The sequence below is a fragment of the Thermoanaerobaculum aquaticum genome, assembly GCF_000687145.1.
Taxonomy (GTDB): Bacteria; Acidobacteriota; Thermoanaerobaculia; order Thermoanaerobaculales; family Thermoanaerobaculaceae; genus Thermoanaerobaculum; species Thermoanaerobaculum aquaticum.
The window spans coordinates 78,408-90,837 of sequence record NZ_JMFG01000005.1; the positions used below are offsets into that span (position 1 = coordinate 78,408).

A 12,430-nucleotide genomic window follows, 5' to 3' on the forward strand; every position below is an offset into this window, starting at 1 on the left:
CGCTTATGCTCCAAAGCCCAGGATTTCCTGCCACTCCCTTGGGGTCACCCGCGCCTGGAGCGGGCGCCCCGCCAGGTAGGCCTTTACGTTTTCGGCCACCCGCTGGGCGTGGCGCTGGGTGAAGGGCCGCGTTCGATACGCCCCGTGAGGGGAAGGCAGCAGGTTCTTAACGGTGCGCCAGGGGCTTTCCGCCGGCAGCGGCTCCTGCCACCACACGTCCAGCGCCGCCCAAAGCCGACCGGAGGCCACCTCCGAAAAGAGAGCCTGCTCCTCCACCACCGCGGCCCGCCCGATGTTCACCACCAGCGCCCCGTCCGGAAGAGCAGCGAGGACTTGAGCGTTGACCATGCTGTTGGTGGCCGGGGTTCCGGGAAGCACCAGCACCAGGGCTTGGGCCTGGTGGCACACCACCGGCAGCTGCTCAAGGGGGACAACCTCGGTGCAACCGGCTACCTTCCGGGGGCTGCGGGCCACACCCACCACCCGGGCCCCGCAGGCGCGCAGCAGCTTTGCCACCTGCCTGCCCACCGCCCCCAACCCCAGAAGCACCACCGTGGCCTGCTGCAGCTCGGCCAGCTCCAGGGTTTCCCAGAGCCCCTGGCGGAAGGCAGCTTCATGCTCGGCCACGCGCTTGGCGTGCCACAGCAGGGCCAAAAGCACCCACTCGGCCAGGGGAATGGCGCCGGTGCCCTTTCCGGTGGTGAGGACCCTTACCGCTCGATGCAGTTCCTTCACCGGCAGGTGCTCGATGCCGGTCCACAGGGAGTGCATCCACTCCCAGCGGGGCTTGTGCTGGAGGAGGTGGTGGCAGAGGCGGGCCGGGTCCCGGTGCCAGAGCACGGCGGCGGAGGAAGCGGCGATCAGCTCACCGTTCGGAAGATCGCCGAACCAGGGCACCAGAGCTTCGGAAGCAATGCCGAAGTCGCTCACCAGGGTACGGGCGAGCTTTTCAGGAACCAGCACGCGTCGCACGGAAGCATGGGAAGGGCTTTCCATCATCGGAAGAGCTTAGGCCAGTGGGCCAAAAGGGAGGTCTTGCGCACCCGCGCCCAAAAGGTCTGGGTGCGCGCCAAGGTGCGAAGCGCCGAAAGCTTCACCCGGCCGTGGGCGTAAAGGGCGGGAAGCGCAGCTTTTAAGAACGCACGCTTGTCCTCGTCGTAAGGGTAGTACCAGGGGGAGGCGCCCTTGGGGTAGCTTTCGGCCACGTACTTGATGTTCACCAGCTCCAAAAGCCCGAAAAAGCCGTGGGATCGGCCAATGCCGGAATCCCTGATGCCACCCCAGGAAGCCGTGGGCTCGGCAAAGCTGGCCACGTGCTCGTTGATGGTCACCACGCCCGCGGCCAGCTCCCGCATGAGGCGGGCAGCCTTCTTCCGCGACCGCGTCCAGCCGGAAGCGGTGAGGCCAAAGCGGGAAGCGTTGGCGCGGGCAATGCCCTCGTCCAGGGAATCCACCGGCATGATGGGCAGCACCGGACCGAAGGTTTCCTCACGCATCACCGCCATGTCGTCGGTGACGTCCACCAACACCGTGGGTGGGTAAAAGTAGCCCTTGCCGGGGGGTACGAAGCCTCCGGTGAGGGCCTTGGCGCCCTGCTCCACGGCTTGTTGGACGTGGGAAGCCACCACCTGGCGCTGCTCCAGGGTGGTCATGGGGCCCATGTCGGTGTCCGGCCACAGGGGATCCCCCACCTTGAGGGCGTTAACCAGCTCCACAACCCGCGCCACCAAAGGCTCGAAAAGCGGTTTTTCCACATACACGCGCTCGATGGAGGCGCAGGTTTGCCCGGAATTCTGCATGGCTCCCCACACCAGGCCCTGGGCCGTGTGTTCGAGATCGGCGTCCGCCGCTACCACCGCCGCGTCCTTTCCCCCCAGCTCCAGCTGCACTGGACAGAGGCGGCTTGCGGCCCGCTGCGCCACCTGCTTGCCCACCTCCACCGAACCGGTGAATAGCACCTTGGCCACCCGGGGGTCGTCCAACAGCGCGGTCGTATCGGCCCCCCGGAGCACCACGGTGTTCACCACCCCGGGGGGAAAACCAGCCTTGCGCAGGGTATCGGCCAGCGCCAGGCCCACCAGCACGGTGGCGGTGGCTGGCTTGAAAACCACGGTGTTGCCGCAGGCCACGGCTTGGGCAATTTCCACCACCGGAATGGCCACGGGGTAGTTCCAGGGCGTGATCACCGCCACCACCCCCAGCGGCTCGAAGCGGTAGGCCGCCCGCCAATGGGCAAAGAGGATTTGCTCCGGAGGGGTGGGGCGGGGCTGCAACAGCGCCGGCAAATGGCGGGCAAGATAGGAAAGCGCCTCGCACGCCGGGAAGATGTCTACCAAAAGCGCTTCGGTCAGAGGCTTGCCGGCCTCCAAAGCCACCAAACGGGCCAGCTCTTCGCTTTGCTCCAACAGCACCGAAAGCCACGAGGCCAAAAGCCGCTGGCGCTGGGCGAGGGAAGTTTGCGACCAGCTGGAAAACGCCCGGCTGGCAGCTTCCACCGCTTGCCGGGCCCCCTGGGCATCGAGGGCGCTGACCTCCGCCAGCACCTCCTCGGTGGTGGGGTTCACCGTTGTCACGGTCGAAGGCCCTGAAACCTCTTGGTTGGCTATGAGCGAAGCCAGCGGAAAGGCGAGCTCCATGCTTTGCGATGCTAGCACAGGCCGGCACATTGCCGGTACAATTAGCTTGTGAAATCTTTCGCGGTTACCCTGCGCGTTCGCTACGCTGAAACCGACCAAATGGGTGTGGCCCACCATGCGGTGTACCCGGTGTGGTTTGAGCTGGCCCGCTCGGAGCTGGCCCGCGCCCGGGGGGTGCCCTACGCTTCCTGGGAGCAGCGGGGGTTTTTTCTGGTGGTGACCGAGGTTCGCTGCCGTTACCTTAAACCCGCCCGCTACGACCAGCTGATCACCGTGGAAGTGGCGGTGGCAAGCCTCAAAAGCCGTGGGGTGGTTTTCTCCTACCGGGTGAAGGACGAAAGTGGCCAGCTGCTGGCGGAAGGGGAGACCCACCACGTGCTGGTAGGCCAAAAGGACGGCAGGCCCACGGCCTTTCCCGCCGATCTCGCCCAGGCGCTCCAGCCTTAGATGCTAGCCTGGCCTTGTTCGGGCCAGTGGGTCAGCAGCCTGGGTAAAGCCGGGGAAAGGCGGGCGAGGATTTCGTAGTTGATGGTGCCGGAAAGCTCCGCCAGCTCCTCGGCGCTCACCCGCTCCTCGCCGTCGCTGCCGATGAGCGTGGCGATGTCGCCCTCCTCGGCTTCCGGAATATCGGTGACGTCCACCATGGTGATGTTCATGCACACCCGGCCCAAAACCGGAGCCCGGCGTCCCCGCACCAACACCGAAGCGCGGTTGGAAAGGGCCCGGGGATAGCCTTCGGCGTAACCCACGGGAAGCACCGCCAGCTGGGTGGTGCGGGTGGTGCGGTAGGAAAGCCCGTAACCGATGGGTTCCCGGGCCCCCACGGTTTTGATCTGGCCGATGCGGGTCCGCCAGGAAAGCGCGGGTTTCAAAGCAATCCCGTCGCGGCCGTGGGCCAATAGCCACGACAGGTAGGTTTCCCGGGAAGGCCAATGGCCGTAAAGGGAAATCCCCAAGCGCACCATGGAAAAGTCGGTTTCCCGAAACAAGAGCGCCGCCGCTGAGCAAGCGGCGTGGACGTAGGGCAGCTGACCGGTAACCCGCTCCACCCGTTGCAGGGCTTGCCGGAAGCGGCGCAGCTGCTCAAAGGCGTAGCTGTGGTCAGTGGTGTCCTCGATGTTGGCAAAGTGCGTGGCCACCCCCACCACCGAAAGCCCCGCTTCTTTGGCCTGGCGGGCAAGGTCCGCAGCTTCTTCCGGGGGAACGCCCTGGCGGTGGGTGCCGGTGTCCACCTTGATGTGCACCGGCCAGGAAACCCCCAGCTCCGCACTGCGGGCGGCAAGGCTTTGAAGCACCTGCCGGGACGAGAGCAGCACGTGCATGGTGGGTTCGGTCATTTGCGCGATCTGCCCGGGGGTGACGTAGCCCATGATGAGGATCGGCCTGGTGGCCCCGCAGCTCTGTACCTGCCGGGCTTCGGCCAGCGAGTGCACGGCGTACATTTCCACGCCCACCTCTTCCAGAACCGGCACCACCTGCGCCACCCCGTGCCCGTAGGCGTTGGCCTTTACCACCGCCGCCAGACCCGTGCCAGGTTGCAGCAACCGACGGAACAACCTCACGTTGTGGGCCAAATGTGCCCCGGAAACCTCACACCAGGTGGCAGCTTCGTTCTCCATGGGCGGAGTGTAAACCACACCGGAGAAGGAAGGCCCTTTTGAACGCCCCGTTAGAGCCTTTACGATTGAGTACAATGGCAACCGGTGGTGGCAAGGGAACGTCTTTTGGCGCTGAAAACCAGGATCACCGAGCGGCTGACCTTGCTCCACCAGCGCTACGCCCGGCTTTTCTGGACGCTCCACTCGATTTGGGCGTTGTTTACGGGGGTGGTGGTGCTGGTGCTGGCCCACAACCGCTATGGCTACATCCGCTGGGTGGTGCTGTTTCTGGCGCTCACGTGGGCCTCGACGCTTTTCTTTTCCCGGTTTGCGCAGGCGAGTTCAGCTCCCGGTTTTCGCTTTGCCCAGGGCTTCGTTTCTTATCTCACCCGCATCATGTACCAGGAGACGCTGTTTTTCCTTTTGCCGTTTTACTTTTACTCCACCAGCTTTCCCTCCTGGAACGCCCTTTACGTGCTGCTTTTGGCGGGGCTGGCAGTTTTTTCCTGCTTTGATATTCCGTTTGATCGCGCGCTGCGCACTTCCCGCACCTTTGCCCTGGGCTTTTTTGTGATTGTCACGTTTTCTGCTTTGATCTTTTTCTTCCCGCTGTTGGCGCGGGTGCGAACCCACCACGGCCTTTATTTGGCAGCGTTGCTGGCTTTTTTGGCGGCGCTGCCTTTGGCCCTGCGCTTTTCCGAGCTGCGGGAGGGGCGCAAGCTCGGCGCGGTTTTGTTGATTCTGGTGTTAATGCTGGGCCTGGTGCGCCTGGCGCGGCCCCTGATCCCGCCGGTGCCTTTGCGTTTGGCCAAGCTGCGCTTCACCACCCAACTGGACCCTCGCACCTTGCGGGCAGGGCAGGAGTTTGAGCGGGAAATTCCCGCAGCCGAGCTTGCATCTGGCAAGCTTTACGCGGTCGCCACGGTGTTTTCGCCGGTGCCTTTGCCCACCAGCTTGGTGGTGCGCTGGCTGGGGGATGGGCGGACGCTGCGCAGCTCCCGGGCGGTGGAGGTTATGGCCCATGCCAGGGGCTTTCGGGTTTGGGACGTGCTGAACCTGCAGCGGCTCAAGTTGGGCCCCGGCCACTACCGGGTGGAGGTGTGGACCGCAGAGGGGCAGCTGGTGGGGAAGGTGCGGTTTCAGGTGCTTCCCTGAAGTGGCTCAATCGTCCAAGTCAAATGCTTCCCTGCTAGCTGACGGGGGCGGCAGCCTTGGCTTGCGGGTCAAAGGCGGCAATGAGCGCTTCCGGCAGCAGAGCTTCCTCCCGCGCCACCGTGGCTAAAGCCAAAAGCGCGGCGTTTTTGGCACCAAAGGGGGTGCGGAAGTCCCGCACCTCCACCGGCACTGAAGCTTCTGGCTTGGGCAGGGAAGCGTCCACAAATACCCGACCGTGTCGCATGGCCAGAAGCTTCGGCCTCGCCCAGTGGAGACCGTCTTCCGAGGTGATCACCAGGAAGTCCGGTTCACCAATGCCGTGGTAGCGGATGGGCTCGGGGGAAAGCAGGATTTCCGCGGCGGAAAAGCCCACGCCCACGGTCACCGGGTAGCTGCCCTTTTTGGTGGCGTGGAGCCCTCCGGCAACGGCGGCCCGGGCCAAGCTTTCGGCGGCGTACTGCACGCCCTCCCCGGCAGAACCGGCCAGCACGATGCCCAACCTGTGCGGCAGCCTAGCCTGCTGCTTTCGGGTCACCAGCTTGAGCTGGGACAAAAGCGATGGTTTCTGCGCCCCAAACTGCAGGCGGAAAGGGGGACGGGGTGGGTTGGTCCAGCTTCCCAGGGCGTACCCCGCCGCTTCGGCAGCTTGCCGCAGCTTGAAATCGGGGTTGAACTTGGGGGTGTAGGAGGTGCACATCTCCAGCACCTCCACCAGGGAAAAACCGTCCTGGGCAAAGGCTTCGGCCAGGGTGCCGGAAAAATCCCCTAGCCCCACCACCCTGGCGGCAAAGACGGCACCTGCATCGTGCACCAGCTCGCAGAGGTTGTGGTGAGGGAGGTGCGTTCCCTCGGGTGCCACTACGGTTTTGAACTCCGGTGGGGTGAGCCCCGAGGGTTGGCCGCCGGTCATTCCGTAAAGGAAGTTGTTGTGCACCACCACGGTGAGGGGGACGTTCATGCGGGCGGCCTCCAGGATGTGCTGGAGGCCAATGGTGGCGCCGCCGTCACCGATGAACACCACCACCTTCTTGCCCGCAGGCAAAGCCATGGCAATGCCGGCGGCAATGGCGGTGGAACGCCCGTGCAAGCCGTGCACGGTGTGGGTGGCAAACACCGCATCGGCAATGCCGTGGCAACCGATATCGGTCACCAGCACCACATCCTGGGGGGCCAGGCCCAGCTTTTCTAAAGCCTTGCTGGTTTGCCTGGTGACGTGGTGATGGGTGCAGCCGGGGCAGTAGGGGAGCTTGTCGGAAAGGAGCATGGTGCTCATGCCGCCACCTCCTGGGCAATGGCGGTGGGTGGGATCATGGCGCCCACCGAGGTCACCGTGCGCACATGGGGTGCAAGGTGCTGACCGAAGAGCAAGCGGGCCCATTGACCCTGGAGGTTTTCCTCGGCAAACACCAGCTTGCGGTAGCGGCCAAAGATGGCGTAGTACTCAGGTGGAGTGGGCCACAGGGTTTTGGGCACAAAGAGCGACACCGGGATGCCCTCCCGGCGCAAGGTCTCCACCGCATCCCGGGCGGCTTCGGCGGTGATGTCGTAAGCCACCACCAGCGTTTCCGCCCCTTCCTGCTCGTCCAGCTCGAAAAGCGCAGGGGTAAGAGATTCGACCTTACCTTGCAACCGCCGGGTGTTGGCCATGGCTTCCGGGGAGGTGTGCTGGATGATGCCCCGGCAGTCGTGGGTGGAGGCGGTGAGGCGGACCTGATGCTGCCCTTGCCCCACCGGCAGAAAAGGGGGGACCGGGACGTCGGGAGAGGGCGCGTAGGGCTGGTACGGCTCGTTTCCGTTGTAAAAAGCCCGCTCCACCGGCTTCACCGGCGGCAGCGTAGCCAGGTCCAAATCCCGCTGGGTCATGACCATTTCCTTGGAGGTCAGGAGAATCACCGGCGTGCGGGCATCCACCGCGGTTTGCAGGGCTCGGGGTGGCAAGCTCCAGCAGTCGGCAAAGTCGGAAATGCAAAACACCGGCAGGGGGTAGCCGCCGGAAATCAGCGACGCCACCAGCTGTACGTCCCCCTGCGCCCCGGCGGTGGCCGTGCCGGTGGCCGGGCCCAGGCGCTGCACCAGCACGATGACCATGGGGAGCTCCATCATGTAAGCCATGTTGATGGACTCCACCATGAGCGCCAGCCCCGGGAAAGAGGTGGAGGTCACCGGCAGGTGCCCGGCGGCGGAAAGCCCGCTCATCCACTGCAAAGTGGTGATCTCATCGGGGGCCGCCAGGGCTACGGGGAAGCGCTTGGAAGCGTACTGGTAAATCCAGCTCGCCGGGGTGATGGGGTAGCCCACAAACGCATCGGCACCGGCCTGCGCCAAGCTTTCGGTGATAAGCCTCGAGCCGTCCACCAATGTCCAGCGTGATTCGCTCATGTGCGTTCCGGTGTTTCCGGGCCCTTCCACCCGCCACCGGCGCCGCTACTTTAAGGGCTTTCGCCGTGAGGGTCAAATTCGCTGCTGCGAGAAGCCGCAGTCAGGAAAAGGCAGGTATCATGCCGGGGAGGAGAGACGAGCGGTGCGGTGGAGCCTTCAAACCAGCCAAGGTGCGGTGGAACTGGTGGTGCAGGAGGGGGCCCTTGGGGATGTGGTTTCCCTGCTGGCCAAGGAGCTGGAGCGGGGCCGGGCTTTTGTGGTCAGCGATGAAAACGTGGCCCCCCTTTACGGCGAGGAGGTGGCCAGGAAGCTTTCCGCTCCGTTTCTGGCGCTGGTTCCCGGGGAACAGGCCAAGACCTGGGCAAGCGTTGAGGCGGTGGTGCGGTTTTTGCTTGGGCACGGGGCAGAGCGGGGGGACCTGCTGGTGGCGGTGGGGGGCGGGGTGGTCACCGATGTGGCCGGCTTTGCCGCCTCGGTTTACATGCGGGGGATTCGCTGGGTGGCGGTGCCCACCACCCTGGTGGGGATGGTGGACGCGGCCATTGGCGGTAAGACCGGCATTGACCTCCCCGAGGGGAAAAACCTGGTGGGGACCTTTTGGCAGCCGCGCATGGTGATCGCCGATCCCCTGACGCTGGCAAGCTTGCCCGAGCGGCAGCTGCGGGCAGGGCTGGGTGAGGTGATCAAGGCAGCCATGATTGCCCCATCGTCGCTTGAGCACCTGTGGGAAGAGCAGGGAAGGCGATTGGCGGATGGGGATTTCTTGGCGGTGAGCGCGCTTTTGGCCACCGCCATGAAGGTCAAAAGCGAGGTGGTGTCGCTGGACGAGCGGGAGCAGGGAACGCGGGCTGCCCTCAACCTCGGGCACACGCTGGCCCACGCGCTGGAAGCGGCCACCGGGTACGGCTATTTCCTCCACGGGGAGGCGGTGGCCTGGGGGCTGCTTTTGGTGTTGTTGCTTGCCCAGCGCCGGGGGCTTCTGGCTTCCGTGGAAGCGGCCCGCTGGGCTTCCCGGCTGGGGGTCATGGCGCCGCTGCCGCCCATCCCGGTGAGCTGGGAGCAGGTGGTCGAGTACCTGGGCCGGGATAAAAAGCGCGCTTCCGGGGCACTCCGGTGGGTCTTGCCCCGGTTGGGGGGCGTGGTTTTGGGGGTGGAGGTGCCCCTGGCGGAGGTGCAGGCGTGCTTTGACAAGCTGCGGGAACTGCCGGAAAACGGGCCGTTTACCTCGCTTTTCTTTTAGCTTCCCTTTGCTGGTGTTAGACTTTCTCTTCACCTGGCGAGGAGGTGCCAGTTGCGAGAGACACTCCCCACCCGCTTTGAACCGTCGCAATTCGAAGGGAAATGGTACGCCCGCTGGGAGGCGTCCGGGGCGTTTACCCCGGAGCTGCCCTCCCAGAAACCGCCGTTTGTAATTCTCATTCCGCCCCCCAACGTCACGGGGAAGCTGCACATTGGCCACGCCCTGCAGTTCACGCTGCAGGACATCATGATCCGCTACAAGCGCATGGACGGCTACAACGCCCTCTGGCTTCCCGGCACCGACCATGCGGGCATTGCCACCCAGGTGATGGTGGAGCGGGAGCTGGCCAAGGAGGGTCTCACCCGCCACGACCTGGGGCGGGAAAAGTTCCTGGAGCGCATGTGGGCGTGGAAGCAGCAGTACGCCACCAACATCTCCAGCCAAGCCAAAGCCCTGGGCGCTTCCTGCGATTGGACCCGGGAGCGGTTCACCCTGGATCCCATGCTTTCCCGGGCGGTCATCCACGCCTTTGTGCGGCTGTACCAGGAAGGCCTGATTTACCGGGCCCACCGGCTCATCAACTGGTGCCCGCGCTGCCTTACCGCCCTTTCCGATTTGGAGGTGGTGCACAAGGAAATCAACGGCGGCCTGTGGGATTTTGCTTACCCCGTGGAGGGGGGTGGGGAAATCGTGGTTTCCACCACCCGTCCCGAGACCATGCTGGGCGACACGGCGGTGGCCGTGCACCCCGAAGACGAGCGCTACAAGCACCTCATTGGCCGCTTCATCCGCCATCCTTTCGTGGACCGGCGGATCCCCATCATTGCCGATGCCGAGCTGGTGGACCCCAGCTTTGGCACCGGTGCGGTGAAGGTCACCCCCGCCCACGACCCCAACGACTTTGCCACCGGCGAGCGGCACAACCTGCCCAAGATCAACATCCTCACCGAGGACGGCAGGATCAACGAAAACGGCGGCCGCTTTGCCGGCCTGGACCGCTTTACCGCCCGCAAGGCGGTGCTGGAAGCGCTGGCGGAGCTGGGGTTGCGCCGGGGGGAAAAGGCCCACCGTCACGCGGTAGGGCATTGTCAACGCTGCGACACCATCCTGGAGCCCTACCTTTCCGAGCAGTGGTTCGTAAAGACCAAACCGCTGGCCGAGGTGGCGCTTTCTGCGGTGCGCAAGGGCGAAGTGCGCATCCACCCTGAGTTCTGGGTGGCCACCTACGAAAACTGGCTCACCAACATTCTGGATTGGTGCATTTCCCGCCAGCTCTGCTGGGGGCACCGCATCCCCGCTTACTACTGCCTGCAGGGGCACACTACGGTGGCGGAAACGGCCCCAGAAGCTTGCCCCCAGTGCGGTGCTCCTGTGGAGCAGGACCCGGACGTGCTGGATACCTGGTTTTCTTCAGCACTTTGGCCGCTTTCCACCCTGGGATGGCCCGAGGAAACCGAAGACCTCAAGGCTTTTTACCCCACCCAGCTCTTGATCACGGGTTTCGACATTCTCTTCTTCTGGGTGGCCCGCATGATCATGATGGGGTACCACTTCCGCGGCCAGCCGCCGTTTTACCAGGTGCACCTCACGGGGCTGGTGCGGGATGCGCAGGGGCAAAAGATGTCCAAGACCAAGGGCAACGTCATGGACCCCTTGGACCTGGTGCACACCTACGGGGCCGACGCCGTGCGCTTCACGCTGGCCGCTTTGGCTTCTCCCGGTCGGGACCTGCCGCTGGACGCGCGGCGTATGGAAGGTTACCGGGCCTTTGCCACCAAGCTCTGGAACGCGGCGCGCTTTGTGCAGATGAACCTGGCCGGCGACGAGGGGGAGCTGGAAAGCCTGGACACCGCCGCCCTGGCCTTGCCCGAACGCTGGATTTTGGCGGAGCTCACCGAAACCGTGGGCGCGGTGCGGGAAGCTTTGGACAGCTTCCGCTTTGACGAGGCCTGCCGCAGCTTGTACCAGTTCGTGTGGAACGACTTTTGCGATTGGTACGTGGAGCTGGCCAAGCCCGTTCTTACCGGTACCTCCCAGGTGCGCTCCCCGCAGGTGGTGCGCACGGTGGCTCGTGGGGTGCTGCTTTCGGTGTTGAAGCTGCTGCACCCCATCATGCCCTTCATTACCGAAGAAATTGCCTCGCACCTGGGCTTTTCCGGCATGCTCATCACCGCCGCTTACCCCCGCCCGCAGGAGGCCTGGCAGTTTGCCCGGGAGCGGGAGCTCTTCCGAACGGTGCAAGGGGTGGTGCAAGCGGTGCGTTCCTACCGTCATCTGGTGGGGCTGCCCCCCAACTCGCCGCTGTCGGTGATCCTGGAGGAGCCGGAGCCGGCGGTGGCCCAAGCTTTTTCCGAGCTGCGGGAGGAGGTCATGCGGCTGGCCTCGCTTTCGGCGCTGGAAGCGGGCGGGCCGGTGCCGGCAAGCGCGGTGCGGGATGCGGTGGGGTTTTTGCGCTTTGCCATTGTGCTGCCGGAGGGGGCCCTGGGTCCTGAGGAGAGGCAGCGGTTGGGTAAGGAGCTGACTGCCGCCCAGGAGGAACTGTCCCGGGTGAAGGCGCGGCTGGCAGATCCCGGTTTTACAAGCCGGGCGCCGGCGGAAGTGGTGGAGCAAACCCGGGCCCGGGAGCGTGAGCTCACCCACCGGCTGGAGCTTTTGGCCAAAACCCTCGGGGAAGGGGCGTGAGGGGCTGGCCCGGGGTCAATTGGGTTTGGCTTCCCGAGGTGGACTCCACCAACGCTTTGGCCGAGCGCCTCATGGATGCCTGGCTGGCCGATACCGAAGCGGCTCTGCCGCCCACCCTCATTTGTGCCGACAGCCAATGGGCGGGAAGGGGCCGAGAAGGGCGGCGCTGGCAGTCGCCCCAGGGCGGCGTTTACGCCTCGTTTCTCAGCTGGGTGCCGCTGGAAGCTCTCCCCTGGTTGCCGCTGGCGGCAGGGGTGGCGGTTTTGGCGGGGGTCAAGAAGCTGGTCCCGGGGGTGGAGAAAGCCCTCAAATGGCCCAACGACCTGGAGGTGGATCACCGCAAGCTGGGCGGCATCCTGTGCAGCAGCCGGGTGCAGGGGGATCGGGCGTGGACGGTGACGGGCTTTGGTGTCAACGTCACCGCCGCTCCGTTGCTTCCCGGAGAGGCAAGGCAGGCGGTGAGCCTGGCCGAGCTGGGGTTTGCCGGAAGCGTTGAGCAGGCCCGCCTGGCGCTTTTCGATGCTTTCCTCGCCACGTTTCCAAGCCTCCTGTCCCACCCTGAGGAGGTGCGGCGCTCGTGGCTTTCCGCCACCATCCACGGGCGCGGGGAAATCCTGCGGGTTCGCACCCCCGCCGGGGTGGTGCAGGGTGAGTTTTTGGACCTTTCGCCCCAGGGCCTTCTGCTGTTGCAAACCGGTTCCCGGGTGGTTACGGTAGCTTCTGGGGAAATCGCCTAAGGG

The 12,430-nt window shown here is 65.0% G+C and carries 10 protein-coding genes; 5 read left to right on the forward strand and 5 right to left on the reverse strand.

Annotation, left to right across the window (positions count from 1 at the left end; all coding sequences use genetic code 11):
* Positions 1–3: 3 nt before the first annotated feature.
* Both EG19_RS02175 and EG19_RS02180 read right to left on the reverse strand, forming a co-directional pair.
* Positions 4–972, reverse strand: a complete 969-nt coding sequence (locus EG19_RS02175) for an NAD(P)-dependent oxidoreductase (protein ID WP_161685285.1) — start codon at positions 970–972, stop codon at positions 4–6.
* 23 nt (positions 973–995) lie between these two features.
* Positions 996–2,636, reverse strand: a complete 1,641-nt coding sequence (locus tag EG19_RS02180) for an aldehyde dehydrogenase family protein (protein WP_053334768.1) — start codon at positions 2,634–2,636, stop codon at positions 996–998.
* Between the two features lie 48 nt (positions 2,637–2,684).
* Between EG19_RS02180 and EG19_RS02185 the strand changes: the two genes are divergently transcribed.
* Complete coding sequence (locus tag EG19_RS02185) at positions 2,685–3,083, forward strand: acyl-CoA thioesterase (RefSeq protein ID WP_038046942.1); 399 nt, start codon at positions 2,685–2,687, stop codon at positions 3,081–3,083.
* On the opposite strand, the gene alr is transcribed toward EG19_RS02185, so the two are convergent.
* Positions 3,080–4,255 (reverse strand): alanine racemase, encoded by a 1,176-nt coding sequence (gene alr, locus EG19_RS02190; RefSeq protein WP_038046944.1) that lies wholly within the window; start codon positions 4,253–4,255, stop codon positions 3,080–3,082. The genes EG19_RS02185 and alr overlap by 4 nt on opposite strands.
* Before the next feature lie 84 nt (positions 4,256–4,339).
* Between alr and EG19_RS02195 the strand changes: the two genes are divergently transcribed.
* Positions 4,340–5,389, forward strand: a complete 1,050-nt coding sequence (locus EG19_RS02195; RefSeq protein ID WP_152543857.1) for a DUF5924 family protein — start codon at positions 4,340–4,342, stop codon at positions 5,387–5,389.
* 34 nt (positions 5,390–5,423) lie between these two features.
* Here EG19_RS02195 and EG19_RS12195 read toward each other — a convergent pair whose 3' ends face one another.
* Together EG19_RS12195 and EG19_RS02205 are read right to left on the reverse strand one after the other, a co-directional pair.
* Positions 5,424–6,662 carry a thiamine pyrophosphate-dependent enzyme gene (locus EG19_RS12195; RefSeq protein ID WP_053334769.1) on the reverse strand — a complete coding sequence of 413 codons (1,239 nt, stop codon included), beginning with the start codon at positions 6,660–6,662 and terminating at the stop codon, positions 5,424–5,426.
* Complete coding sequence (locus tag EG19_RS02205; protein WP_081799847.1) at positions 6,659–7,768, reverse strand: hypothetical protein; 1,110 nt, start codon at positions 7,766–7,768, stop codon at positions 6,659–6,661. Before EG19_RS02205 ends, EG19_RS12195 begins: the two co-directional genes overlap by 4 nt.
* Before the next feature lie 142 nt (positions 7,769–7,910).
* Between EG19_RS02205 and aroB the strand changes: the two genes are divergently transcribed.
* The 3 genes from aroB to EG19_RS02220 are packed head-to-tail and all read left to right on the forward strand — an operon-like array spanning position 7,911 to position 12,427.
* Positions 7,911–9,008, forward strand: a complete 1,098-nt coding sequence (aroB, locus tag EG19_RS02210; protein WP_038046953.1) for a 3-dehydroquinate synthase — start codon at positions 7,911–7,913, stop codon at positions 9,006–9,008.
* Between the two features lie 51 nt (positions 9,009–9,059).
* Positions 9,060–11,690: a valine--tRNA ligase gene (locus tag EG19_RS02215; protein WP_038046956.1), complete on the forward strand. Its 2,631-nt coding sequence runs from the start codon at positions 9,060–9,062 to the stop codon at positions 11,688–11,690.
* Positions 11,687–12,427, forward strand: coding sequence for a biotin--[acetyl-CoA-carboxylase] ligase (locus EG19_RS02220; RefSeq protein WP_053334770.1), 741 nt, complete (start codon positions 11,687–11,689; stop codon positions 12,425–12,427). The genes EG19_RS02215 and EG19_RS02220 overlap by 4 nt, the downstream gene beginning before the upstream one ends.
* Positions 12,428–12,430: the final 3 nt, after the last annotated feature.